This is a genomic window from Micromonospora sp. RHAY321 (genome assembly GCF_023896955.1).
Taxonomy (GTDB): domain Bacteria; phylum Actinomycetota; class Actinomycetes; order Mycobacteriales; family Micromonosporaceae; genus Micromonospora.
On record NZ_JAMHIW010000010.1, the window covers coordinates 93,203 to 117,867 of the forward strand.

At 66.6% G+C, this 24,665-nt stretch carries 21 protein-coding genes and 2 pseudogenes; 12 read left to right on the forward strand and 11 right to left on the reverse strand.

Annotation, left to right across the window (positions count from 1 at the left end; all coding sequences use genetic code 11):
• Positions 1-161 precede the first annotated feature (161 nt).
• On the forward strand, positions 162-983 hold the full coding sequence (locus tag M8C17_RS21070; protein WP_252418240.1) for a G5 domain-containing protein: 822 nt from the start codon (positions 162-164) through the stop codon (positions 981-983).
• 767 nt (positions 984-1,750) lie between these two features.
• Here M8C17_RS21070 and M8C17_RS21075 read toward each other — a convergent pair.
• Positions 1,751-1,981 carry a hypothetical protein gene (locus tag M8C17_RS21075; RefSeq protein WP_252418241.1) on the reverse strand — a complete coding sequence of 77 codons (231 nt, stop codon included), beginning with the start codon at positions 1,979-1,981 and terminating at the stop codon, positions 1,751-1,753.
• A gap of 61 nt (positions 1,982-2,042) precedes the next feature.
• On the opposite strand from M8C17_RS21075, the gene M8C17_RS21080 reads away from it, so the two are divergent.
• Positions 2,043-2,216: a hypothetical protein gene (locus M8C17_RS21080; protein WP_252418242.1), complete on the forward strand. Its 174-nt coding sequence runs from the start codon at positions 2,043-2,045 to the stop codon at positions 2,214-2,216.
• A gap of 156 nt (positions 2,217-2,372) precedes the next feature.
• Here M8C17_RS21080 and M8C17_RS21085 read toward each other — a convergent pair whose 3' ends face one another.
• Together M8C17_RS21085 and M8C17_RS21090 are read right to left on the reverse strand one after the other, a co-directional pair.
• Positions 2,373-3,548, reverse strand: coding sequence for a hypothetical protein (locus M8C17_RS21085; RefSeq protein WP_252418243.1), 1,176 nt, complete (start codon positions 3,546-3,548; stop codon positions 2,373-2,375).
• Positions 3,549-3,579: 31 nt separating this feature from the next.
• Positions 3,580-4,647 carry an ImmA/IrrE family metallo-endopeptidase gene (locus tag M8C17_RS21090; RefSeq protein ID WP_252418244.1) on the reverse strand — a complete coding sequence of 356 codons (1,068 nt, stop codon included), beginning with the start codon at positions 4,645-4,647 and terminating at the stop codon, positions 3,580-3,582.
• A 982-nt stretch (positions 4,648-5,629) separates the two neighbouring features.
• On the opposite strand from M8C17_RS21090, the gene M8C17_RS21095 reads away from it, so the two are divergent.
• Positions 5,630-7,141: an RNA-directed DNA polymerase gene (locus M8C17_RS21095; RefSeq protein WP_252418245.1), complete on the forward strand. Its 1,512-nt coding sequence runs from the start codon at positions 5,630-5,632 to the stop codon at positions 7,139-7,141.
• Entirely contained in the window at positions 7,138-7,704 is a 567-nt protein-coding gene (locus M8C17_RS21100) for a hypothetical protein (RefSeq protein WP_252418246.1), read from the forward strand. The genes M8C17_RS21095 and M8C17_RS21100 overlap by 4 nt, the downstream gene beginning before the upstream one ends.
• Before the next feature lie 393 nt (positions 7,705-8,097).
• Here M8C17_RS21100 and M8C17_RS32330 read toward each other — a convergent pair whose 3' ends face one another.
• Both M8C17_RS32330 and M8C17_RS32335 read right to left on the reverse strand, forming a co-directional pair.
• On the reverse strand, positions 8,098-8,664 hold the full coding sequence (locus M8C17_RS32330) for a transposase (RefSeq protein WP_374558811.1): 567 nt from the start codon (positions 8,662-8,664) through the stop codon (positions 8,098-8,100).
• Positions 8,547-9,450: pseudogene (locus M8C17_RS32335) on the reverse strand (IS701 family transposase); the annotation flags it as partial. The pseudogene M8C17_RS32335 and the gene M8C17_RS32330, both read right to left, overlap by 118 nt.
• 18 nt (positions 9,451-9,468) lie before the next feature.
• Here M8C17_RS32335 and M8C17_RS21110 point away from each other — a divergent pair.
• On the forward strand, positions 9,469-9,927 hold the full coding sequence (locus M8C17_RS21110) for a DUF4259 domain-containing protein (protein WP_252418247.1): 459 nt from the start codon (positions 9,469-9,471) through the stop codon (positions 9,925-9,927).
• A gap of 210 nt (positions 9,928-10,137) precedes the next feature.
• Here M8C17_RS21110 and M8C17_RS21115 read toward each other — a convergent pair whose 3' ends face one another.
• Genes M8C17_RS21115 through M8C17_RS21125 form a run of 3 tightly spaced genes read right to left on the reverse strand, consistent with a single transcriptional unit; the run spans position 10,138 to position 12,453 of the window.
• Positions 10,138-10,947: a phosphotransferase gene (locus M8C17_RS21115; protein WP_252418248.1), complete on the reverse strand. Its 810-nt coding sequence runs from the start codon at positions 10,945-10,947 to the stop codon at positions 10,138-10,140.
• 16 nt (positions 10,948-10,963) lie between these two features.
• Complete coding sequence (locus M8C17_RS21120) at positions 10,964-11,440, reverse strand: hypothetical protein (RefSeq protein WP_252418249.1); 477 nt, start codon at positions 11,438-11,440, stop codon at positions 10,964-10,966.
• Positions 11,441-11,496: 56 nt separating this feature from the next.
• Positions 11,497-12,453: a cupin domain-containing protein gene (locus M8C17_RS21125; protein ID WP_252418250.1), complete on the reverse strand. Its 957-nt coding sequence runs from the start codon at positions 12,451-12,453 to the stop codon at positions 11,497-11,499.
• 442 nt (positions 12,454-12,895) lie between these two features.
• On the opposite strand from M8C17_RS21125, the gene M8C17_RS21130 reads away from it, so the two are divergent.
• On the forward strand, positions 12,896-14,281 hold the full coding sequence (locus tag M8C17_RS21130; RefSeq protein ID WP_252418251.1) for a helix-turn-helix transcriptional regulator: 1,386 nt from the start codon (positions 12,896-12,898) through the stop codon (positions 14,279-14,281).
• On the opposite strand, the gene M8C17_RS21135 is transcribed toward M8C17_RS21130, so the two are convergent.
• The 3 genes and pseudogenes from M8C17_RS21135 to M8C17_RS21145 all read right to left on the reverse strand — a co-directional run.
• Complete coding sequence (locus M8C17_RS21135; protein WP_252418252.1) at positions 14,261-16,078, reverse strand: prolyl oligopeptidase family serine peptidase; 1,818 nt, start codon at positions 16,076-16,078, stop codon at positions 14,261-14,263. The genes M8C17_RS21130 and M8C17_RS21135 overlap by 21 nt on opposite strands.
• Positions 16,079-16,338: 260 nt before the next feature.
• Complete coding sequence (locus M8C17_RS21140; RefSeq protein ID WP_252418253.1) at positions 16,339-17,049, reverse strand: creatininase family protein; 711 nt, start codon at positions 17,047-17,049, stop codon at positions 16,339-16,341.
• Positions 17,050-17,055: 6 nt separating this feature from the next.
• A pseudogene (locus M8C17_RS21145) lies at positions 17,056-18,286 on the reverse strand (helix-turn-helix domain-containing protein); the annotation flags it as partial.
• A 267-nt stretch (positions 18,287-18,553) separates the two neighbouring features.
• On the opposite strand from M8C17_RS21145, the gene M8C17_RS21150 reads away from it, so the two are divergent.
• The 6 genes from M8C17_RS21150 to M8C17_RS21175 all read left to right on the forward strand — a co-directional run bounded on the left by M8C17_RS21150 (position 18,554) and on the right by M8C17_RS21175 (position 24,602).
• Positions 18,554-19,960, forward strand: a complete 1,407-nt coding sequence (locus tag M8C17_RS21150) for an APC family permease (RefSeq protein WP_252418255.1) — start codon at positions 18,554-18,556, stop codon at positions 19,958-19,960.
• Between the two features lie 5 nt (positions 19,961-19,965).
• Complete coding sequence (locus M8C17_RS21155; RefSeq protein WP_256483062.1) at positions 19,966-20,970, forward strand: acetamidase/formamidase family protein; 1,005 nt, start codon at positions 19,966-19,968, stop codon at positions 20,968-20,970.
• 10 nt (positions 20,971-20,980) lie between these two features.
• A complete protein-coding gene (locus M8C17_RS21160) occupies positions 20,981-21,658 on the forward strand; it encodes a GPP34 family phosphoprotein (protein WP_252418257.1) in 678 nt (225 codons plus the stop codon).
• 116 nt (positions 21,659-21,774) lie between these two features.
• Positions 21,775-22,608, forward strand: a complete 834-nt coding sequence (locus tag M8C17_RS21165) for a hypothetical protein (protein ID WP_252418258.1) — start codon at positions 21,775-21,777, stop codon at positions 22,606-22,608.
• A gap of 76 nt (positions 22,609-22,684) precedes the next feature.
• Positions 22,685-23,341, forward strand: coding sequence for a GNAT family N-acetyltransferase (locus M8C17_RS21170; RefSeq protein WP_252418259.1), 657 nt, complete (start codon positions 22,685-22,687; stop codon positions 23,339-23,341).
• A 583-nt stretch (positions 23,342-23,924) separates the two neighbouring features.
• Positions 23,925-24,602: an aminoglycoside phosphotransferase gene (locus M8C17_RS21175; RefSeq protein ID WP_252418260.1), complete on the forward strand. Its 678-nt coding sequence runs from the start codon at positions 23,925-23,927 to the stop codon at positions 24,600-24,602.
• Positions 24,603-24,665 lie beyond the last annotated feature (63 nt).

Sequence of the window (24,665 nt, forward strand, 5' to 3'; positions counted from 1 at the left end):
GCCCTCGTCTCCGACGGTGCCGGGAGCCTCCGGACAAAGCCCTTCCCTTGATGCCGGTGAACAGCGGAAACGGGATCGGCGGCCGTCGGTTGAAATGCTGATACACATCGTGGCCGACTGGCCGGTGTCCGGCGTTGACACTGGTCAGCACACTCGGACGGGTGACGTACCAGCCTCCGCAGGACCCGTGGCAAGAACCAACGCCTCCGCCACCCCCGCCCCCACCGCCGTACCAGCCGCAGGCCGGGTACGGCGGCCAGGTACCGCCGTATCCGACGGCGCAGCTCCCGGCAGCTACTGGCTGGAACCAGGCGCCGGCGCGGCGGAAGGCGTCCAAGGGCAAGATCGCGCTCATCAGCGCAGGGGTGCTGGTCGTGCTGTGCTGTGGGGTGCCCGGCATCGTCGCCCTTGTCTCCCCCACCAGCTCCGACAAGGACGCCGCCACCCCGCCAGCCCCGACTATTCAGGCTGCGAATGCACCGTCGACTGCAACCGAGGCGAGCCTCGCCGCCACGCCAGCAGCACCGTCGCCGACTGCGGTGACCCCCACCACGGCTGCAGCCACCCCAGTGGTCGAGACCCGTACCGTCACCGAGACGCAGAAGATCGCGTACCAGACCACGACCGTCAACGACTCCTCGCTACCTAAGGGCACAAAGAAGGTGACCACCCGCGGGGTCGCGGGGGTCAAGACCCTCACCTACCAGGTGACCCTGACTGACGGCGTCCAGACAGCCAAGAAGTTGGTCCGCTCGCAGGTCACCAAGGCACCCGTCACCCAGGTCGTCAAAATCGGCACCAAGGTCACCCAGCAGTGCGACCCCAACTACAGCGGCGCCTGCGTACCCATCGCCAGCGACGTCGACTGCGCCGGCGGCAGCGGCAATGGCCCCGCCTACGTCGAGGGCCCCGTCCGCATCATCGGCAGGGACGTCTACGACCTGGACGGCAACAACAACGACGGCATCGGATGCGAGGACTGACACCAACCAAAACCACTTTCGCCCACATCTGCGGCGGCAAGCCGCCGGGACGCATAAGGGTCACTATGTTGCCCTCGCCGCCTGCGACACGGACCGCCCTCGAGCACTGGTGGCGTGGGTGTTCAACTCCGTGGGAGGATTCGAACCCAGCTGTGAGGCACCCATGCTCAGCATGGGTGCACATGCCGTAACCGTGCAGTAGCCGGCGGCCATCGTGGACCACTAGTCGATGGACCCACTGCGACGTAGCCACGGAGGGTCCTTATTCCGCCGCTAAGCGCGCGGGGTAAGGGTGTGAGATCCTGGCGGTCGCGGCTGCCGATCGGCCGTCATGTGGACGGCGACGTCAGTGTGTGGGTGAACTCCCCTCAAGCGCCGGCAGCCGTGCTACCGGCTCGGCCGGGTCACCGACAAGGATCTGGCTTCGGCGCAACAGTTGGATGCCAGCGCTTGCAGCTCGTACAGCGTGGCGCAGCTGACCCCACAATCTCTAGACCGTCCTGGGCATTCAACGTCAATCGGGCGAGCTCAACTCACCCACCCCCTCTGACGCCGCGCGTTCACCTGGAGCAGTTTGGGCAGCTTGTCCTAGCGTTGAACATTGAACGCTCGGGCTAAGCCTGTTTCGGACGGGGTCCAGCTATCGTGCATATCGGCTGCGGGCCCACCTACACATCGTCCGACGGGTGGCTCCAGCACCACATCGATGGTAGAAATGTTCGTGATCATGACATCTGCCCAATGCGGGACAAGATGCGTGGCACGACTCAGCCAGGCGGACGCAGACGGGTGATCATGTGAGTGGCGCGCTGCAGGACATGCGCACGGCCAGTGTCCAGCTGGCATCGCGCCGGGTCGCGGACTTGGTCCCAGCTGACCGGGACTGGTGTTCCCTTCAAATGTTCGGCAGTGACGTTCTCATCGCTCATCGCGTCGATAAGGCAGAACATGATCGCCGGCAGCGTGACGGCCTTGGGGTACTGCTGTCCTCGGATCACCTTGAGCTGCTGATGTCACTCCCGGTCGGATGGCCTGTACCGGTCTCCACGCTGTCTCACCGTGAGCAAGGCACACTGCGCCGCCTGCCCGTCGGCGCGGTTCGGCTTGCCGGAGGAGCCGCTGAGCGGCTGGCTGTCCGTCCAGCGCGAATCGACCTGGCAGTCGTACCGGCGACGCGGTGGCGGGCCGGGTTGGAACGTGCTGGCAGGTTCGCCCCGTTCGCTGCCCGGATGATGTGGCTCCGGCGCCCGCCATCGGACGTCGACGCGATGACCCGCGAGTCGTGCCGATTCGGCGTCGGGGTGATGGTCGGCCCCTCGGAGCGGGCGGAGGTACTGGTGCCACCAACCCCCTTCATCCAGCGGCGGTTCACCGCCGCCGGCTGGCTCTTCACGGAGCAGGTGTACGCGCGCCTTCGATGATCCTAGAAGGGGAACCTTCTGACAGCTTCGCGAGGCGCTGCAGGGTCTTAGACGGCTTGAAAGCGTTCGCCTGCTGGATGCGCCCGTTCTCCGCCTCGTAGGCCAGGTGTGCGAGCCGGATCCGCTCGGCCAGCCACCGTTGTCGCTCGACGCCGGTCGGCAGAGCGTGCATCTGCGCCCAGAGCGCACACCATGACGCGGCGTTGTGGGCCCGCGCCTCGGTGTCGACCGACGTGTCGTAGCTGTCGAACCGGTCGAGCCCTCGCCCTTCACACACCGCGCACCAACAAGAGAGTGGGTCGACGTTGGCCCATCGTTCGGTCAACGTGTCGGCCCGGAAGAAATGCAGCAGCTCCGGGATGAAGACCGACGGCTTGAACCGTGCGGTGATCTTCGTAGCCTGACCCGGAGGTACGAGGTGCCGCAGGCTACCGGAGGACCCGACGCCGGCGAACATGCCGCCCTGGGCCATCGCATCCAGGGCGGTCACCGGGTCCGTCCGCCACGGTCCGACCCGGCCGATCTCCTGGTAGACGCGCCGCAGGTTCCTCATGATGTCGGCGTAGGAGTCGGTCGGGTTGTATTGGCCGCCGAGGACGAGCGCGATCGGGTGAGGGACCGCCTTGAGAATCGCGATCAGCTGGTCGATCTTGCTGTCGCGCAACCAGGTCACGTCCAGCGGCACGACGACGACCACGTCGGTCCGAGTCACCTCCTGAGCCGCAGCCCGGACGGCCTTAAGAGCCGCCGGCTCACCGGCCTCGACGTAGGCCGTCGGCGTGAAGACCGCCGAGTGCGACCGGGCCCGCATGTCATCGAAGAAGCCGTCACGTCCGAACAGGGTCTCCGGGAACAGCATCGGTGTCTCAGGACTTGCCATGCGGCTTTCGTAGTAAGCGAGGTCGGCCACGACCGGCAGCCGGTGACGTCCGGAGATCTCACCAATGCGCTGTTCCCCCTCTCGTCCGCACAGGGAAAAACCGGTGATGGTCGGATCGAGGTACTGAGGTACCGACCAGGTGCCCCGCGGCCGGGTCAACAGGAAGATGCGGTCCTTCGTAGCCTGCTCCGCAGCCGTGGTCAGTTCGGCGGCGGCGTCCCAAGCCGGCCGTCTTGGCGACGGCGGTACAGGGTCCTGCGTCATCTCTCACCTCTTACGGTGGCGCCCGAAGGCGTCAGTGTGACGGCGTTGCCAGGTACAACTGCTGGAACTCGTCCGGGAAAAGCCCGGCGATAGCCGCAAGCTCCTCCACCGTGGCGCTCCGGTCCCGCATCAGGGCCTGCACGACACCATAGATCTTCGATGCGTGCTCCGGCTCTATGGAAACCGGCTCATTGGTCTTGTAGCCGAGCATCGACATCTCGACCACGAGGTTGCGGTACTGCCAGTCGCTCAAGGCGTTCACGTCGAGGGCCCGTCGGGCCAGCGCCGCCATGGAGGTGCCCCACACGGGCTTCATCTGCGTCAGGCAGTTGACATCGACGCCTCGGCGCAATTGTTCGCGGATACTTCTCGCCGGCATCAGGAACTCGCTGGCGAACATGTCGGCCTGCTTCTCCTGAACCGTCGTGCCACCTGGGACGTGGTGCATGATCACATGTCCCAGCTCGTGAGCAAGACTGAAGCGAGCACGGTCAGTGGGTGCCGTGACGTTCACGAGGAACAGCGGGGTCCCCTCGTCAGGCCATGCGCTGACCGCATCAAGTTCGCGGGTGTCGAGGTCCCGGAGGAGCACGACGGCGCCAGCCGTCTCCAGGACGGCGACCATGTCAGGTATCGGACCCGACCCCAGGGTCCACTCACGGCGTACGAGCTGCGCGATCTCCTCGGGAGATTCGTCCTCAGCTAGTTCATGCCGGCGGAAGCGGTGTGGATGATCTCCGGCTGCGGCAAGAAGTGGTGCAGTCTGCCGCCGCCCGAACTTCAGCTGGCTGTGGATGCGGCGCAGAGCCGGGGCACCCAGAGACGCCCGCTTCCGGTGGTGAATCAGGCCGATGCCAACGCCCTCCCCGTCGGGAGCGTCGCAGAGTACGGCGACCGGGTACCCCAGGGCAACGGAGAACGCCTCCAGCCGTTCTCCGGAAACGCTCACCCGCCCAGCTTCAGCCTTGCTGACGTACGCCTGTGAGACCGTCGTCCCGAGGTGCTTCGACATGGCCAGTGCCACCTCGTTCTGGCGCAGGCCACGAGACTCGCGCGCCTGGATGAGCATTCCCGGCTCGGCGACCAGCAACTCGATCATCCAGCTCACCTCCACCTCGCCATCTCGCGCCACCGACCACTGTAGTCGCCCTTAGATCATTACCGCAAGCATCGCCCGCAGAAATGCCGCCAGGAATATTCCACACCAGGCAGTGTGCCTGCTTCGGTCCGACGGGTCGTGATCGGATAGCCAATGCGGACACGACGGGGCGCCACCACCGACCAACCGAACGAGCGGGCCTTCAGCTCGACTTACCCGCTTCTTGAAGATCAAGCCTGCTGCCGGAGTGGGGCCTACTCTCCCCCGCTTGATCATCATGCCCTGCCCGCAAGGAAGCACGCGGACGCGACGACTCCCAACAGCACGTCGCAATCCTCGTGCGTGAGGACCGTGGCGGCAGCCAGTGGTGCGGTGGTTTTGGCGATCGTGACGCAGGCGGGAGTCGTCCGGCGATGGTGGCGAGGCAGCGATGCCGCAGGTCCACGAGCAGCAGCCAGGCGGCCTCAAGCTTCACTTTGCCCGCCGACGTTCCCGCCTTGACGGATGTCCAGGCGGACTCCTGGTTCCCAGTCCATCGCTCCGATATCGATCGATCACGGATCCGGCCACTGCTGTCGACCGAAGCCAGGCGGTACATCCTCGCCTTGATGCGCTGGCGAGGGAATGCAGGCATCGGTAACGGTGTGCGACGAAGCGGGCCATCAGAGCCGGTCCGAGCAGAGCGCCGCTGGTCCGGAAGCAGGACCGGAGGGATGACGGAAGCCGCCGAGGGCTCGCCATCGACCACCCAGCCAACCAACGTGAGGCCGGTGGAGGCGATCGGGAAGATCCGATTCGTTTGGTCAAGGATGCATGAAAACCAGACGTCCGAGACGGCACAGGTGCCGCAACTTTGCGTCCGAGGCCCGAGTTGAACCGCGTCAGCGAGCGCCGTCCGACCAGTCGCACAGATGGCAATTTCCGCGCCGGACGGCGAATCACCAGAAGTCAACGGCAGGCGACTGTGTGCTTTTATACCAGCATGCGACCGCTTCCCGCAGATGTCATCGCTCAGCTCGACCTGTCAGCAGCCGCCCGCTGGGAAGCCATGGCCAGTGAAGCCCTGATGCCATCGTCACCAGGTGGTCCCGAGCTGCAGGAGAACGCGCCTGTGTTTGCCGCCTGGCTGACCGGCCAACTCCAGGCCGGACTCACCACATCCAGCGGCCTGGTCATCGGCGTCGCCAAACCGGAGAACGGCAGCCGGCCGGTCGCCATCTGGGGATTCCCTGAGCGGGTCACCTACCGGGCTATGACTGATCTCCTCATGGCCAAGGCCAGGTACGAAGTGGATCGCTCCAACGGGGCCTACCAAGCCTTTAGCGTCGCACCGATACGGTTCGCCGAGACACGGGCAACGCGCGCGGCCATCAAAGCTGGGAACTGGACCTACCAGTTCCGGCCTGAGGACGCGGGCGTCCAGTACTTAGTCACCGCCGACCTAGCATCGTTCTACGACTACATCGATCACGACATCCTCGGCCGGGAACTGCTCCTGCGCACCAGCGACCACGCCACCATCGAATGTTTGCTCGAACTCTTGCTCGAGGTACAGGGCCGCCGATACGGCATACCCCAGCTTCTCGAACCTTCGGACCGGCTCTCCGAGCTGTACGCGAGCCGCATCCATCGCGCGCTACAACGGCAGCAGTGGCCCTCGTGGCGATACAACGACGACTTCCGCATCGCGGTCGAGTCCTTCCAGGATGCCAAACGAGCGCTCGACGACCTCACCTCAGCAGCCCGCGACAACGGACTTGTCCTCAACGAGTCCAAGACCCGCACACCGTCATTTGTCACCTACTACCGCGACTACAACGTCGCCGACTACGACGATGGTTCCGATGACCGTGATCCGACGTGGGCCCTAAACACCCTGCGCTCAACGGTGACGCCTCGCGAACTCGACGGGCAGCCAGCAAGCGACACGCAGATCGGTCTTCACGAAGTCGACCGTTCCGCAATCCGCACCATCCGGCAAGCTCTGACCAATCTCGCGGTCTCCGGCGAGCCACGCGCGGTCGAGGTCATGCCGAAAATGGAAAATATCGTCGCGTTTGTCGCTGCCGCAACGCCTTACGTACTGCGGTACCTGCGGGCGATGGCCTCCATCGACCGACCGGCAACGACCCGCAGCCTCGGTGCCATCATCAATGACGTCAGCCTCAGCGACTGGCAACGGCTGTGCATCCTCCGGGCAATTCGAGAACTCCACCTGACCGACTCGGAGCCCTTTACCGCCTGGGTTACAGGCCACCGCACGCAACGGTACGGATCCGCTGTACGCGCTGAAGCCACGTTGGCGCTAGCCGACGTGAACCGAATCGAAACCCAGGACGTCGTTCGTGCGCTCGACGAGGAACCGTCGGCGCTGGCGACCTGGTACTTGCAAGCCCTCCAGCGCCTGCGCCGTCACGACGCCATTGCCGACGAGACCTACGAGGCAATCCGCGACGACGGCGGCCTACACATGACGATCCTTGGCCGATCATGACGCCGGACCCCGCCCGGCTCGAACTCACCGAAGACGCCCTGGCCCAGCTGATTACCACCTACGCGCAACACCACGCCGCGGCAGCCGGCCAAGACCGGCGACGGCAGCGGCACCGCACCACAACCGGGCCCATGGGCGATGCAGCATCAGTAGAGCGAACCGCCTGCTGGTTACGCATGGTAAGCATCGTGGAGATTTATGTCGAGGCTCTGTTAAAACAGCTCGACGGCGAGAGAACGGGCCGCGCTGCTAGAGGATGGGCTGACGTTGCGGCCGCACTCAAGCAACGTCACGACATCGACCTGCACGCCATCGCCTCGTGGGACAAGCTCGATGCGTGCTTCCTCGTCCGTAACGCGGTCGCTCACGGACTCGGACGATTCACCGCCAAACAGATCGAGACAGCAGTCCCCCGCAAGATCCGCATCCTCGGCGTCCCGGTCCGTGACGGCATGGTCGTGATCACCGCCGAATCTTTGGACGGGTGCTCGAGAGTCTGCCAGCACTTCGTCGCAGACCTGGACGGTCATCCGCGCGCCGTCATCCAATCGCACCCCCGGTGACGTCAGACTCGAGCGCCGCGCTCCAACGCCGCCGAAAGATCACATCTCTCTTGCCATCTGGACTGGGCCTGCCCCGTTTGACGAACATCTGAGTTCAGGGGGACCTCAGGTCTCCCTGAGGATGTCCAGCATCATGGAGAGGATGAGAAGAAGCGGTTAGGGCCTCGGCCTTCGTTTACGCCGGAGTTCAAGGAGAGCGACGGGCCCTTCGGTTGGGTGTCGGCTCTTCGCCCGTCCGTCTGCGGTCAGTCCCCGGCCGGCGGGCCAACCATCGGTGAGCATGCAGGCACCACCGCCGCAAAGGCTTGCGCTGTCCTGACAAACCTTCCTATGCCTGGTGCTGACGGCGGGGCCGGTTCGGAAGGTACCTAGTACGGCAGCCGCCGTTCGTGATCACTGTGGTCGTTCGAGGTTGAGTCGGCGTGTGTAGTGGGATTGTCTAGCTTGGGCTTGGTGACGTCGTCGCCACTGTGACCAGTGGAAACGGTGGTTGAGGTCGCTGATCGGGCGGATGATGCAGGTGTTGACCAGGCGGCGGATCTCGTTGATGGTCAGCCTGATCAAGCCGCTGTCGGTGCGGGCGTCGGTCTCGCGGGTCGCGGCGTCGGCGGCGCAGATCGCCAGGACGGCGAGGGCTGCCAGGGCCAGCGTGGTGAAGCGGTGCCAAGAGTCCCAGCGGTGGACCTGGTGCTGGTCCAAGCCGACCTGACTCTTGGCGGCCTGGAAGCTCTCTTCGACGGTCCACCGGATGCCGGCGACTCGGACGAGTTGGGCGAGTGTTGCTGGGCGTGGGCCCAGCAACGGTAGAAGGCCAACTCGCTGGTGGTGCTGTTGCGGCGGATCAGGAGGCTGTGCCGACCACCGTCGTCGGGTTCTGCGTCGGTGCACACGTCGTCGAGCCAGGCCCAGTCGTATAAGCGTGGGCCCTTGGATCCGGCGCCGGCGCTGCGGCGATGCCACGCCGAGTCGGGTAGTTCGGCGGCGACTCGGTCAGCGCGGACGCGGGTCTTGCCGCCGTCGAGTGGGATCAGGTGGCTGCGGGACACCGCGAGGACGTAGCCGAGCCCGTGTTCGCGCAGGTGGGCGCGGAAGACACTGCTGTTGCCGTAGGCCTCGTCCGCGGCGGCCCACCGCGCCGGCACCCCCGCGTCCAGGGCCGCGGTGAGCATGTCGGCTGCCAGCTCGGACCGCGTGGCGAACTCCACGTCGTCGGGCACTGCAGCGGCCCGACACCGATCGCGGTCGTCGGTCCACGACACCGGCAGGTAGACCCGCCGGTCGATCAAGGTGTGGCCGTGCTGGCTGGCGTAGGCGAGGAACACCCCGACCTGGCTGTTCTCGATTCGCCCCGCGGTGCCGGTGTACTGCCGCTACTCCAACCGTGTGTACGCCCTTTTTCAGATCTCCGGTCTCGTCCGGGATCAGGACCGCGTCCGGGTCACCGAACCGGTCGGCGATCAACTGCCGCAGGTCGTCACGGACAGCGTCGGCGTCCCACACCGCCCGGAAGAGCAGCCGCTGCATCGCGTCCGGCCAGGCGTGGCCAGCCTGCTCCGCCAACTGCCAGCACGTCTTCACCTCAAGATCGGACAGCAGCCCCGTCACGAACGCCGCCGCCGTACGACGAGGCTCCACCCGCCCGAACCGGCCCGCGAACGAGTCGAGCACCCCGGCCAGAATCCGCTGCCACCGGGCAAGGTTTACGCTGTGGCGCCCGGCCACCGCACGACCTTCAGTCAGGTCCACAACCGTTGATGATCAGCGGTGGCCGTCTATCGAGGCGAGGGCGATGTGGGCACCTTTGGAACCGGACCGTTCAGCAGTGACGGCGCACTGGACTTCCTTGACGAACTCGCCGAGCGACCGCCACAACAGCGCGTCGAGGCACTACGGCACATGCTCGGCTACGTCCTAGCCAACCGGGGCCTCCTCTGGCGGGAGTACTTCCCCGACCAAGTAGTCGCGGCGGCAGCCCTCGTGGCCACTACCCTCCCCGGCGGCGAGCACCTACAGCACCGCCTTACGCAAGTGTCCGACGAACCAAGCGCAGTGATTCTGCCCGAGCCAGTGCCCGACCTTGCCACGTCCGCGCTCGAAGCGCTGCACTTCGTGGCCGGTCCCGGCGGACCCTGGCATCAAGGATGGACGACCGAGACCGACCAGGCCGAGGCGCAGCAGACCATCGACGGTCTTACCGCCATCCTCGAAGCAGCGAACTCGTAAAGACCGCCAGACACACCATGTCAACCGAAGATCGCGAACGGCGGCTGCCGTACTAGGGGGAGCTCCCGCCGAACTCGGGCGGTGATGGGCAGCGCCCGGCAACTACGCCAGCTTCGTCACTCGCCAGCAGCGGGCATCCGCCGCCCAGCCCGGTCTGAGGCGAAGGCAAACTCGCCGTCATCGTTGGATCACCTCCTTCCTCGCGAACGGTCAGGTGTGAGAGTTGGTTCGTTGGGCGGTCTTGCCGATTTGGCACCGATGAGCCGCCCATTGAGACGTCCAGACCGCAAGGTCATGCATCCAAGCTGCGGTTGACTCCGCCGACTTCGACGCCCACTTCTCCGCGTTCATCGTCGCGAAGTAGTCCAGCGCCTCTGGATCGGCCAGCCTCCACGCGGGTTGTCGCGCCAGCCACTGCTCAGCCTGTTCGGGGGTGTGTCCGGCGCTGATCAGCCACTGGGTGAGCATGGCCAGCTCAACCCACGGCCTGGCCTTGGTCGCCATCGCCCAATCGACAATTCGTAGGCCGCGCGGGGTCACGATCAGGTTGGCCGGGCCGAGGTCGGTATGAACGAGCGCGTCGCCGTTCATCGTCGGGTGCTCGAACCCCAGCCGCGCCTTTGGACTGAACAACGGCACATCGGGTGCTGGTGTCTCACCTAGCACCGTCAGTGCCTCACCTAGGAGATCCAGATCGGGGCTACCCGGGGACAGGTCAGCGTGCGGGCCGTCGCAGTGCTCGAAGCCCACCACCAGCCAGCCAGCCGCCTCGAAGTGCCACTCGACGGCGGGTGAGTGAGGCCCGCTGACGGCCTCACTCACCCGCAGCTCGAATCGCAGTGACCGGACACCGAAGTCGGTATGGGCCGCTTTGACGAATACCTTCCCGCTCGTCCCGGTGACGGCTGCGGCTATCTCCGCGTGGTCACCGGACGCGGCAGGAATGATGTGAGTGCCACCGGCCCGGTCGGCTACCTCTTTGGTGACGGCCTCGGGTAGCGCGGTCCAGTCAATGCGCATCAGTCAGGTGGCCCTTTCAGACGCCCGGGTTCGGCGGGCAGCAGGACTTCGCCTCGCCGTCCCAGAACTCGGGGTCGATGTAGTAGCCGGTCGTCTTTAGAGCCTGGCGGGTGTACTCCATCGAGGAGCCATCCGCCATGCCCTCCGTAAGGATCGGCACGTGGTGCACGAAGCCTCCCGCAATCTGCTGGCAGGCGGCGTGGTAGGGCTCGGTGTGTTGCAGCGAAACGTGCCAGGCGGCATCGACGGGCTCGGTCGGGACAACCCGGTAGGACCGACCGTCGGGCAGCAGCCGGCCGAAGTCGGGGTCGTGCTGCGAGTCGGAGTGCGCCTTCAGCATGAGCAGCATCTGCCCGACGGCCCGCCGGGCGTAGGTCTTCGTGACCTCCTGCACGGCGGCAAAATGCAGAGCGAGTTTGTCGAAGGTCTCCGGGTCGATGAGGACCTGGGGGTCCTTGGCGGCCTGAACGGGCGACGTGGTCGCGAGGGTCATGGTTCCTCCTTGGGTGTATGGATCACCGGCGCCTGATGCACCGGGGAGTTCCCGAATCAGCGCGACGATGGGTGACGGCCGTTGGGGCGGGGTCGCGGTGCGTGGAAGATGTAGTCGACGTTCGGCTCGGTACGTGCTGCCTGGAGCAGCTCAGCGGCTAGAGCGCCGACGTCGGCGTCGGCCAGCCACTGCGTCAGCAGGTCTCGCGCCCCGGCGACCTGCCCCGCGAAGGCAACGGGGTCGACAATGCTGGCGGGCGGGATTACGCGCCGCAGCGAGGTCGAGGCGAGCGCGGCCCGGGCCAGCTTTCCAGCGATCCAGTAGCCGGTGAGCTCACGGACCACGAAGGTCACGTGAACGCTGTCCTCCGCCTGGCCACGAGCGTGCGGGTTGTGCATCCACCCTCGCGGCAGCACCAAGATCTGGCCGGTGACGAGGTCGAACTCAAAGTCGGGGCGCACCGATTTCATGCGGTCGATGACTCCGCTGCCCGGTGGGGTGTTAGACGCGAACTGCTCATTGTGAGGTTCATCGACTCCTGGCTCCCAGATCTGCCAGGTCTTTCGACCGGCTAACTGGTAGATCAGGCCCATGTTCTGGTCCCAGTGGTGATACAGACCCTGCCCCCCTGCCGGGGTGGCGAAGCCGGTGGCGTAGCAGCCGTAACAGGTCTCGTCCTGGATCGCGTAGCAGATCGCGTGAACCGCGGGACACCAGCGGTGCAGGTTGCACAGCTGGACGGTGTAGCCCCGGCCGCGCCACTTCGCGATCTTGCCAGGGTCAACGTAGCCGCCCGTCGTGTATGCCCGGGGGTGGAGCGCTGCCCCGTCCTTAATCACGATGAGCTGCTCTGCGGGTGCAGTACCGGTGTCGAGGTAACCGTTGATGAGTTCCGCATTGACGACATTGAGAACGCTGCTGTCGTCGGGCAGCTTGTGAAGCTCCGGCTTGGTCGGCCAGGCGGTCATCATCTTCCTGACCGTGACCTCGTCGAACAACGTCGTGAGGGACATTTCATCCTCCGGGATATGGGAGAGGTCAGGTCCGGTCTGCTGGTGGCTCCGTCAACACGTTGGCGCGTGGATGCCCCAGCCGTATGCGCGGATGCCGATCCACGTAACCGCTCGCGCAGCGGCAAGGCCGAGGACTCAGCCAACGTTTATCAAGATCACGGCAGCGGAACGGTCCGCTGCGACATCCCGCGCTCGTTCAAGTCACGGGCGGATCTGACGAGTAGCCAGGTCCGTCCCCACACTCGCCCATCGAGTCGGTGGAGAGAATGCCAAGCATGCGGACTAAGCGGTTGTCCGCATGTGCATCACCGATGAGCTTCTCCCGCATCTACGCATCTCAGTGTTCTTGCTTGCGCCGCGCTGAACACTGAGTGACCCTATGTGCGCGATATCCATGCTGCTCATCGCCACGGTGGTGTGATCAGCCAGAGGAGGCGTTGCTATGGGCCAGATCCCGCGAACGCTCCAGCCGTCCCTGTCTGACCGCCACTTCTTCGGAGCCGAGCTGCGTCGGCTGCGGGAGAGGGCCAACTTCTCGCAGGCGCGACTCGGCGCGATGATCCGGTTCAGTGCCGACCTCGTACGTCGGGTCGAGACAGCAGACCGTTTCCCCTCCCGGGAATTCGTTGAAGCCTGCGACAAGGCGTTGGCAACCGGAGGGGCGTTGATCCGCCTGCTACCACTTCTCGAGGGAAGTCGCGCCGACGAGGGTATGCGGACAACTTCCCCGAGCGGTCCCACCAACGCCGGAACCCTGCTGACCGCCCTAGGGGAGGAGGCCTCCGGGGTGGCGGACATGATTGTCCGTGTTCCCTTCCAGCCCGGTGTTCTTGACCGCGCCGCACGGGACTGGCTGAACACCTCAGCGGGACCACGCCTGTCCGTAGCCGGACGACTCGGCTCGCCTGACCAGGTTGACGAAGAGGACCTTCATTCGGCGGAGACCGCTCTGGGGATGTTCCGGCAGTTGGACCACACCCACGGCGCTGGACGAGTTCACGCGCAGGTGCAGCGGTACGTCGAAGGCGAACTGAACCGGCTGTTGGCGAATATTCCAACCTCTGAGGCTGTTGGTCGCCATCTCTACGCGCTGGCGGCAGGATTCTTCGAGCTCTGCGGGTACCAGGCGGTCGACACCGGCGCCCACGGCCTCGCCCAGCGCCGCTACCTTCGCGCTCTACGTCTGACGGAAGCTGCCAACGACCGCCTGTACGGCAGCTACCTGCTCGCCGTGAACATCGGCCACCTCGCGCTGCACTGCGGGCACCCCGAGCCGGCACGCAGGATGGCGCTGACAGCGGTGAAAGAAAGCGAGACCCGGACGACGCCCGCTGTGGCAGCCGCGCTGCACGCGGTGGTGGCGCGCACGCACGCCCGCCTTGGACGCGAAGGCGACTGCCTGACCCACCTCGACATCGCGGAGAAGCAACTGGCCCGCAGCAAGCCCGAGGACGAGCCGGCGTGGATTGGGTATTTCGACGCGGCGTACCTCGCCGACGAGATCGCCCACTGCTTCCACGACCTGGGCCTACCGCAGCACACCCAGCAGCATCTGGGCGACGCCCTCACTGCGCTGAGCCCCACCCATGTCCGGCGACTCGCCATCGACACCGCGCTCCTGGCCTCGTCGTTAGCCGCCGCCGGCCGCATTGACGAAGCCTGCGCCACCGCACGCGAGGCAGTCGACTACGCCGCACGAACAACCTCACACCGCTGCCTGCAGCGCATCGTCGAGGTACAGGCCGACCTTGAGCCCTACCGGTGCGAGCCGGAGGTCCGCGAGTTCGGCGAGTACGTGCGTCACCGACTACCGTTGGCCGCTGTGTAACGCCCGTTGATCGTTGGCCGCCATCACCGAGCGGTAGTGAGCCAGCTCGGCCTCCAGCGCCGCACCCGCTTGACGGGACGATGCCACATAGTGGCCGACATCAGGAAAAACCAACACCTCCGGCGCCATGCCGAGAGACATCAACTCGTCGGCGAGTTCGCGGACATCCTCGACCACGGCCACCTCATCGGCGGTGCCGTGAATGAGCAGCACCGGCCGTTGGACCGTGGCGGCACGGACCGGGCCGGCGCCCCTGCGCAGCCGCATCGCGTGCGCCCGCTGGAACCGGGGCACCGTCTGCGCCCACCGGTCAGGATCGACGATCGCCGACACGGCGGTGGCAGCAGCGAACGGGCCGTCCTGGGCCACCGCGTGTAGCGCGGTGTATCCACCGGCGCTGGCACCACGGATGAACACCTGCCCCGGCACCGCCCGCCCTGTCGACAGCAGGTGAACCGCCACCGCCGCGCAGTCATCGACATCGTCCAGACCCCACCGGCCGTACAGCGATTCCCGGAACACCCGGCCGTACCCGGTGCTACCCAGGTAGTCCACATCAACGACGGCGAACCCGCGACTGGTGAAGAACTGCGCCTGCCAATCCAGGCGCAGTAGGCAGGACGCGGTCGGCCCAGGATGTGCCCGAACGATCACCGGCGCCAGCCAGTCCGCCGCCGCGGCCGTCGGCGGATACACCAGGGCAAGCACCTCCCGACCATTGGCCACTGGAACGCGCAGCTCCGTCGGCGCCGATACTCGCGCCCCGTCGAGTCCGGCGTGCTCCGACCTGGCAAGCACCTCCACCTGAGGATCGGCGTCAGCCAGGTCGATCAGCGCGACCTGCGGGGCCGCGGTCGGTGATGATCCGATCAACGCCACCGTCGTCCCTTGCACGGCCAGGTATGGCTTGATCGACGTGTACGGGAGGTCGACCTGGCGGACAGGGCCTTCGGGATCGATGATGACGAGGCGGTGTCGCGGCCCCTCCTGCACTGCCACGACGATCCGACCGTCGTCGAGGAAGCCGTACGACGCGTAACCCAATTCCCATGACTCCGCGGCGCACTCACCCGCGATCGGCGCCACCGCCTCCACCTTGAGCCCGTTCCACCGGTAGAGGTTCCACCAGCCATTGCGGTCCGACACGAAGTACAACGCCCCGTCGGGTCCCCACCGCGGCTCCACCGCAGACTCATCAGGACCGCCGGCGAGCCTCACTGGGTCCTCGACCGCACCGTGCGGTGAGTAGGCGGCAGCCCACACCTCACACGCGTCCCAGGGCATGTCGTACTCGCTCCACGCGGTCCAGGCCAACGAACCCGGACCCGGCCGAGGCGCGCCGAGAAACCCCCGGGACGAGACGAGAGTTCGCATCTGCGGATCACCGGTGAGCGACACCGCGACGAGTTGGTCACCCTGCTCCGACTCGCGCACAGCCAGCAACTCACCGTCGCCGATCGTCAGGTCGCCGAGGGATCCATGGCTGACCAACTCAAGTTCATCGCCGTGACGGCGGCTCCGGTAGAGGCCATCCCCGTCGACGCACCACAACGTCCCCTCGGCGACAGCGAACGATCCGCCTCCATACGCGTGAACGCCGCTGGCGACATCGAAGCCCTTCGGACTGATATCACGTTTACCCTCGCCGGGCCGCCACCGTGTCACCGTCGTACCCCCGTCGGCGGCGGGGCGAGTCTCCAGCCAGTACAGGCCGTCATCACCGGTACGCAGCTGGTCATAACTTACGGAGGCGCGGACGGCGTCGTCTACCGACACTTCAGCGATCCTGTCGCCCATCCTCACAGGCCCTCCTCGAACAACTTCCACGCGGGCCGGACGACGGCGGGCTCGTCAACCGGTCGACGGGACACCGGCGCGGCCACCGGCAGGGCTCGGATTTCCGGGCCGGTGTGTGTGCCCAGACGTCGCCGACTCTACGTCCGAGCATCTTGTCCCTGCTCCCGGGTCACCCTGCAAAGTGCGTCCGCCCGATCGCTCTCCCGGGGGTAACGTCGATGCGAACAGAAGCTTTCGTCCAGCATCACTCCTGATCATGCCTAGGGTCTCGGCAGGAAGCCGTAGTGGTCGGCGAAGGAGCGAACAAGGTCTTCGAGTACGGCTTTGCCCTTGGCCGCGGTGCCGTGGGACGGCAGACCAATGACGCCGCTGGTGGTGTAGCCACTCATGCCCCTCGTGAGGAGGTGACGTCGATCGTCCGCGAGGTGGTCTGCATGCTGGAAGCCATCACGCACCACTTCCGGCGCAACGTGCAGAAGCAGCGAAACCTCAAGCTCGCCAGCGTGCATATCCTGGTGGGCGGTGCTGCGCAGGCCGGCGGCAACTCGAGCGTCGTCCCAGTCGGCCCGCGCAGGGAACAGAGTCATCCGCGGTCCGGCAACGTTGGCTTCCTGAACGACGTTGGCAAGCGCGTAGTTCCCGCCGTGTCCGTTGATCACAGCGAGCCGATCGACGCCCGACTCGTGCAGGGAAGCGGCGATGTCATCGACCACGGCGGCGAGAGTGGTGGCGCTGATACTGACCGTTCCACGCCACGAGGCGTGCTCGTGGGAGCAGGAGATCGTTACGGGCGGAAGCAGGAAGAGGTTATAGCGTTCGGCGACTGCCTTCGCGATCGCGCATGCCACGATGGTGTCCGTCAGCAGCGGCAGGTGGGTGCCGTGCTGTTCGAAACTCCCGATTGGGAGGACCGCGATGGAAGCCCCTCGCTCGGACTCGTCGGTACTCGTTGCCGTGGTAATCAGGTCCACGGGCTCATGGTTACACGCTTTCGAGAGTTGCCTGCCGATAGGCGAGCACGAAGGCCGCCGCCTCGGGAACGGCTGGCTGCTGTCGAAGGGCCACCGCCGTGGGGTTTAACCAGCGTAGAGCGCGTGCGGAGGAGGTACCAGCCGCCAAGGTAAGGGCCTTGGCGGCCTCGGTCGCAGCGCGTTCGACATTGCCACTGCTGACGTAGGCGGTGGACAGGACCGATCGCCACAGGGCCTCATCGACGCGCCACTGAGCTGGCCAGTGCCGCAGGAGTTGCTCGTAGAGATCGGCTGCAGCCGCCGGCTGGCCGAGCAGCAAACGGCACTGGGCTTCGTGGGCAGCCACGTACACAGGGTCGCAGTGGGCGCCAACATCGACCGGCAGCTCTGAGTCCCCGTCGGCACTGCTGGCGACCCTCTGCGCCTTGTCGATGCTGGCTACGCAGGCGCTCTGGTCACCTCCCATCGCGTAAGCCTGAGCTTGGCGGACCAGCAGAAGGGCGCGGATGCGGCCTGGTAACCGGACCTCGTCCAGCGCCTGCCGCGCCAGGAAAGCGGCCCTACGCGGGTCGAATCGCTCGAGGGCGCGTTGGCTCTGCCTCATCAGGACGTAGCTTGCCAGCACCGGCGCGTTGGCTGCGACGGCGTGTTGCTGGGCGCGCCTCAGCCATGCGTCCGCCTCAGCGGCATCGCTCTGCTCGTCGATCCAGCTCAGGAACTCGGCCCACAGTGCCTGGGCGATGAGTACCTCTCGACGGTCCGTCGAGCTGCTCCGCCGCCCGATGATGGCTGCGGCGCTGATCTGCGCATGGGCGGTGGACGCCATCCCCGCATATCCGATGCGATTTCCGGCAGTGGCAAGGGCGACGAGTTGCTCGTGCCACGGTGGGAGCAGGCCAGTCTCCTCGCGATGATCCATAACGCCCCCGAGCAGGCCGTCCGCCCCGTCAGCCGAGCGGTGGTCGAGGACGGTCAGTCGACGCTCGCCTTCGAGGTCTGGCAGGAAGCGGAGCAGCTCACCACCCGCCTGCAGGGCGGCCTCACATGACTCGACGAGGCGGGCGGACGGCCAACGTTCGGCCTTCTCCACCTTGCCGATGAGGTCCCCACTGACGTGCACCAGCCTGCCTAGAGCGCGCTGAGAAAGCCCGCGGCACTCGCGCCACTGTCGCAGCACGGCACCGAACCCATGCAGCACCGACCGATGCGGGGTCAGCTGTCGTGGAACCTGAGCCACCGGTACTCCTGGATGCAGTTGCCCGTCGCTGCCGCAGTCAGACAGGCCTGACCATACGTGGTCGGACGCTACTCGGACAGTTGCATGCGGACAACGCCGTATGTCCGCATCACCGCTATCGACTCGTCTGGCCCGGTGCGCAATTCTCGTTGTTGAGATACCCGTCCGCGCGCCAGGCGAAATATTGGCAGCGATGCAGACGCCCTTCCTGGCGGGCCAGTTGCAAAGTCGTGAGATCAGCCAGGCGTCAACTATTTGAGGAGTCTAATGAGTCTCCAGAATGAGCTGTCCCGAAATGGATATCGGCAGGAGTTGAGCCGCCAACTGCGGTTCCGGGATCTACTTGCATACGGCTTGGTGTACATGGTGCCGATCGCGCCGATGGCGATCTTCGGCAGCGTATACGCCGGCTCCGGCGGGATGGTGGCCCTGGCGTACGCGGTCGGTGTGGTGGCGCTGGTGTTCACGGCGTTCTCGTACGCGCAGATGGTGAGGGCGTTCCCGATGTCGGGCAGCGTCTACAACTACGCAGGCCGCGGCATTAGCCCGCCGGTCGGGTTCCTCGCCGGCTGGGTGATCCTCCTGGACTACGTGCTCGTGCCGGGGCTGCTGTACCTGGTGGCGTCGGTGGCGATGCACGCGACGGTCCCGTCGGTGCCGGTGTGGCTGTGGCTGCTCGGGTTCGTCGCGGTCAACACGATCGTCAACTCGGTGGGGATCCGCATGACCGCGGTGGTCACCCGGGTGATGCTCGTCGGCGAGCTGATCGTCTTGGCGGTCTTCTTGGCCGTCGCTGGCTGGGTACTCGCCTCGGGTAGGGGCCGGTTCAGCTGGGCGGCGTTCTACAACTCCGACACGTTCACGTGGTCGGTGGTGGCGGGTGCGGTGTCGATCGCCGTGCTGTCTTTCCTCGGTTTCGATGGCATCTCGATGTTGGCGGAGGAGACCAAGGGTGGCTCCCGTTCGATCGGCCGCGCCATGGCCGCGGTCCTCGTCTTGGCGGGGGTGTTGTACGTCGCGCAGACGTGGCTGGCGGCGATGCTCGTGCCTGACCCGGGCGTGCTTCTCGCCGAGGGTGATCCGAACGGGACCGCTTTCTACGACGCCGCCGCCGCGGCTGGCGGGGGTTGGCTGGCGACGCTGTGCGCGGTCGCGACGGCGATCGCTTGGGGGTTGCCGAACTCGATGGTCGCGCAGGTCGCCACCTCTCGGCTGCTGTACGCGATGGCCCGCGACCGACAACTGCCGGCGTTCCTGGCGAAGGTGTCGATCCGGCGCAACGTGCCGATCAACGCCACGCTGCTCACCGGGGCAGTGTCCCTGGCGCTGGGCCTGTACATGACGACCCGTGCGGATGGGATCACCCTGCTGTCCTCGTTGATCAATTTCGGGGCGATGGTCGCGTTCCTAGTCCTGCACATCTCGGTCGTGGTGCATCACCTCATCCGGGAGCGCAGTGGTAACTGGTGGGCGCATCTGGTCATGCCCGCGATCGGCTTCGCGATCTTGGTGTGGGTGGTGGTCAACGCCAACATCGCCGCCCAGCGCCTCGGCCTGGCCTGGCTCGCCCTCGGGATGGTCGTTCTGGCTGGCCTGTACCTGTCCGGCCGTCGGCCGGCACTGTCGGGGTTGGCGCCCGCGCAGCCGCAGGCGCGTCACGTGGAGCGGGTGTGACCTGCATGGACAGGTTCACTTATCGGCCGGCCCGGGACGAGCTGGCGTATACCTTCGGCGGTCGGATGCCGGTGGCGCACGTGCGCGGGGGTGACGTGTTCACCGTCGTGACGGAGGACTGCTTCGGTGGTCTCGTTCGGGGTCCGGCGGACCTGCCGTCGCAGGTGTGCCGCATGCCGTACCTCAATCCGGTGTCCGGGCCGTTCTTCGTCGAGGACGCCGAGCCCGGCGACACCCTCGCCGTGCACCTCGCCGCCATCACCCCGGCCCGGGATTGGGGTGTGTCCTCGACGTTCCCGCACTTCGGGGCATTGACCTCCACCGCCCACACGGCCACCCTGCAGCCTGCGTTGGAGGAGCGGGTGTGGGTGTACGGCATTGACCGGCAGGCCGGGACCGTTCGGTTCGAGGCCACCCGCAGCGACCACAGCGTGGACCTGCCGCTGGACTCGATGATCGGCACGATCGGTATCGCCCCCGGTGGATTCGAGGCCCGATCCACGCTCGTGCCTGACACCCACGGCGGGAACCTGGACACCCCGCAGCTGCGCGCTGGCACCACCCTCTACCTGGGTGTGAATGTGCACGGGGCGATGCTGGCCCTCGGCGACGGGCACGCTCGCCAGGGCGAGGGCGAGGCCTGCGGCGTCGGCGTAGAGATCGCCACGACCACCACCCTCGCCATCGACGTCATCAAAGGCGTCCGCACACGGTGGCCTCGGTTGGAGACCGACCGGGACATCCTGACGATCGGCTGCGCGAGGCCCCTGGAGGACGCCTACCGCATCGCCCAGCACGACCTCGTCGGCTGGGCCAGCGCCCTGACCGGCCTGGAAACCCTGGACGCCTACCAACTCGTGTCGCAGGCGGGGCGAGCGCCGATCGGCAACGTGTGCGACCCCAACTACACCGTCCTCGCCGCCATCGACAAAACCCTGCTCCCCGCCCCCGGACCCGCCTATGGCGGGGCACACGAGCGGCTGCGGCGACTCACCGCCGGGCTGCGGTAGGAATCCGCCGATGCCCGCGTCGATCCCGCGCCTGCCGCTGCGCGATGACCTGTTCCTCCTCGGCCACGACGACGACACCGGTCACCCCCACGTGCACCAGCAGACCCTCGCCCTCGGACTCGCGGGCGCAGTCCTGATCGACCTGTACCTGGCCGGGCGGGTGACCCTCGACCCGAATGACGACACCCGCGCAGCAGGACACCAACGGATACACCCGCACGTCGACCGCCCGACCGGGGACCTGATCGCCGACGCCGCAGCCGCCACCATCCGTGGCGCCCACCCGCTGCTGCGACGATGGCTACGGGGGTTCTCCGACGACCTCTACGACCGCACCCGCGCCGGCCTGTTCGCCGGCGGGATCCTGCGCCAGTACACCCGACGGCGCCTCGGTGGCCTCATGCGCACCGACACCTATCTGCCCTCCGACAGCAGATGGGCGGTCATCGCCCGCTCCCGCCTGCGTTACCTCGCCGCCGGCCACGAACAACCCAACGACCACACCGCCGCCCTCGCCGGTCTCGTCGCCGACATCGGCCTCACCCACCACCTCTACCTCGACGACGACACCCCAGCCATGACCAGCCGCCTGAAGGCCATCGCCGCGCAGCACTACCAGCCGGTACGCGACATCACCGCCGCCGTAGACGCCGCCGTCGGTGACCTGGCCACCGCCGCCTACCGCTAGCCCTGTCCGCTTATCGCAAGGAAGCCCACCGTGACCAACCAATCCCCCTGCGACCTCCGACCGGCAAGCCCCACCCGGTGGGCCGGGGACCCATGAAGGTCATGGCCGCCGCCTGTGTGCTCGGCCTGCTCGCTGCCGCCACCGCTATCCCGACCTGGACGGGCACCGCCGGGCCAGTGAAATCGACACCCTCGCTGCCAAGCACCGCCGCGTCCCGGCCGACCGTGGCACCGTGTCCAACGCCCGCCGCCCTGACCGCGGCGCAGCTCAAGACTCGTGCCCAACAGAAACTCGGCCAGGTGTCGACGCGTCTGTCGGCGTCGTCTGCGACGCGGCAGAGCCTCACGACGGTAGAGGCGGGGCCGTCCGGCTGCGATGCCATCCCGGGCGGGCTCGCCTACGTCCATCTACTCCAGTGGGCCACGGACACCACGATCGGAGGCACCAGCACAACCACGCGGACCGTGCTGTTCGAAGAGCAACGCTGGCGCGCCGACGACGCCTCCGGACGCGTCATCCGCGGCCGCTACCCCGGCGGCAACCAGCCCACCGACGACAGCACCTACTACCTCGGCCAGCTGGACGGACCCATCGGACCGATCGCCGCCGACCCGACGGCACTCACCGCGCAGATCGACACCACGCAACCTCGATTCCTCGGACCCACCGCCGTCATCCGCGGCCTCGTCAGCCTGCTCGGCTGGCACACCTCCAACCAAGCCGCCCGCACCGCGATCCTCACCGTCCTACGCGGCACCCCCGGAATCACCTACCACCCATCGGTGACCGACCGGGCAGGCCGAACCGGCATCGGCGTCAGCGCCACCGCGGACGACATCCGCTTCCTGCTGATCCTCAACCCCAGCACTGGCGAACTACTCGCCTACGAAAGGGCCGCACTCACACCGCCAGCAGACAGCGACCGGAACGGCGCCTTCGTCGACGACTAGCACCTGTTCCTCGTCCACACCCACACCACGAGCAGCGACAACTCCTGACCCCGCCCACAACTTCAAGGGAAATGCCATGGACACTGTCCCGCGCATCCGCGCCGCCCGCTGGGCAGACAAAGACCACGTCGCCGCACTCATCGCCGACGCCCTCCATCCCAGCCCTCTCGCCACATGGCTAATCCCTGACCCAAGCCCACGGCGCCGGATCCTCACCGACGTCCTCGCCATCTGGATCGAACACGCCATGTTCTACGGCGACATCTACCTCACCGACGACGCCACCGCCGCCACCGTCGGCTTCCACCGATACCGGCCCATCCCACCCCCCGCGAACTACCCCACCCGCCTCAGCGACGCCGCAGGCCCCCACGCCGACCGCTTCGACCTACTCGACCGACTGCTCGCCAAGGAGCGACCCACCGAACCCCACTACCATCTCGCGTTCCTTGCCGTACAACCCACAGCCAGACGCTCCGGACGCGGCACGGCCTTGCTCAACCACCACCGCAGCCGACTCGACCACGTGAACCTCCTGTCCTGGACCAACACCACCACCGACGCCCAGAACATGCACATCCGTCACGGCTACGCGCCACAACCGACCATCAACCTGCCCGAAGGCCCAACCCTGAGCACCATGCGCCGAAACCCGCGCCATCACACCCCTGGCCAACCAAAGCCAGTCCCACCACAAGGCAACGAACCCGCGCCGCTCCATCCAGTTCCCTGAGCATGCGATCCGCAGGCCAACCGTCGACAGAAAGGACGACGACTCCCCCACCTCTCATCGTGAGCTGCCAGCCCAGTGCTTTGGGGGAACCAGCGCTGGCTCCCGCAGCCGCATCGGCCGATCGGGGAGCAGGTTCACGATCGCCGCGCCTTGTCAGCGGCGGCCCGCCTGGTTGAGATAGTCGGGCGGCGTGGTCACCATCGCTGCTGTGTGCGGCTGTCTGGCATACCGCCCTGCAGATCAGCGAGCCCTACACCGTCGCCTGCAAACAGTTCGCGGGCCACTACGTGCAGCACCGGCCGATCCTGACCGAGGCCATGCAGGACGGCAGCGCCGTCACCTACACACTCGCGGCGCTGCACGGGACCGGCTACCGGGGCGACATGGAATTCTGGGGCGGCGAGGCCAAGTCCTGCTGTCCGCCGAATCCACATCAGCCGGGCACGCAGCAGAGAAGAGACCTGATGCGTAGCGACTGGACCGCCCTGCCGGAGAGTGTCACGGCAGGGATCGCCAAACGGGTCGGCGGAACCTTGACGTCACCTCGGCTTCCAGTGGCAACCACGCCGAGATCGCCTCGACGGTGACCGGACCCGCCGGGCGGAACTTCGTCAAGGCTGCCTCCGGCGAGCTGAGCGTTCGGTCGCTGCGCTACGAACTCGCGGCCACCCAAGCCATCGACCGGCACCCGCCCGCGGTCCTGTGGCAGTTCCAATCCGACGGCTGGCTGGTGGTGGGGACCGAACATCTCGCCGGTCCCCACCCCGACCTGTCACCCGGCAGTAGGCACATCGATCTGCTCCTCGCCGCGCTCAAAGCACTTCAAGAGACGCCTGCGCCTGGCGAGATGTGGTTCACCCCGGCAGCCCGGCTCGGGTTCGCGCACCCGGCGATGAATGGCGAGACACTTATCCACTCCGACCTCAACCCGGCCAACTTCATCGTGACGCCAATCGGCCTACGGATCGTCGATTGGGCGTGGGCAACCAAGGCCGCCGCATGGGTCGAACTCGCGCTGCTCGTCCAGTGGCTGATCGGCAGCGGCCACAGCGCGGAACAGGCAGAAAAGTGGCTAACCCAGCTTCCCGCATGGACAGCGACTGACCGTCAGGTCCTGGACCACTTCGCGTCAAAGAACGCAACGAAGTGGGCCGTCAAGTCCCGGCAGAGCGCCGAACTCTGGGTACACGACCTCGAAATGTGGGCCGGCGAATGGGCCAACCATCGGACCTACGGCCACCAGTCAACCCATGAGCCATAACCGGGGCCACCCTCTTGCCGCGCGGCACCGGCAGCGGTCAGCCCAGCTCCTCAACTAGCCAGC

Bases quoted from the DNA above. Each gene is read 5' to 3' on its own strand.
- M8C17_RS21085 (WP_252418243.1), bottom strand. From the start codon at position 3,548: ATGACGCAGGACCCTGTACCGCCGTCGCCAAGACGGCCGGCTTGGGAC.
- M8C17_RS21090 (WP_252418244.1), bottom strand. From the start codon at position 4,647: ATGATCGAGTTGCTGGTCGCCGAGCCGGGAATGCTCATCCAGGCGCGC.
- M8C17_RS21095 (WP_252418245.1), top strand. From the start codon at position 5,630: ATGCGACCGCTTCCCGCAGATGTCATCGCTCAGCTCGACCTGTCAGCA.
- M8C17_RS21100 (WP_252418246.1), top strand. From the start codon at position 7,138: ATGACGCCGGACCCCGCCCGGCTCGAACTCACCGAAGACGCCCTGGCC.
- M8C17_RS21115 (WP_252418248.1), bottom strand. From the start codon at position 10,947: ATGCGCATTGACTGGACCGCGCTACCCGAGGCCGTCACCAAAGAGGTA.
- M8C17_RS21120 (WP_252418249.1), bottom strand. From the start codon at position 11,440: ATGACCCTCGCGACCACGTCGCCCGTTCAGGCCGCCAAGGACCCCCAG.
- M8C17_RS21125 (WP_252418250.1), bottom strand. From the start codon at position 12,453: ATGTCCCTCACGACGTTGTTCGACGAGGTCACGGTCAGGAAGATGATG.
- M8C17_RS21130 (WP_252418251.1), top strand. From the start codon at position 12,896: ATGGGCCAGATCCCGCGAACGCTCCAGCCGTCCCTGTCTGACCGCCAC.
- M8C17_RS21135 (WP_252418252.1), bottom strand. From the start codon at position 16,078: ATGGGCGACAGGATCGCTGAAGTGTCGGTAGACGACGCCGTCCGCGCC.
- M8C17_RS21150 (WP_252418255.1), top strand. From the start codon at position 18,554: ATGAGTCTCCAGAATGAGCTGTCCCGAAATGGATATCGGCAGGAGTTG.
- M8C17_RS21155 (WP_256483062.1), top strand. From the start codon at position 19,966: ATGGACAGGTTCACTTATCGGCCGGCCCGGGACGAGCTGGCGTATACC.
- M8C17_RS21160 (WP_252418257.1), top strand. From the start codon at position 20,981: ATGCCCGCGTCGATCCCGCGCCTGCCGCTGCGCGATGACCTGTTCCTC.
- M8C17_RS21170 (WP_252418259.1), top strand. From the start codon at position 22,685: ATGGACACTGTCCCGCGCATCCGCGCCGCCCGCTGGGCAGACAAAGAC.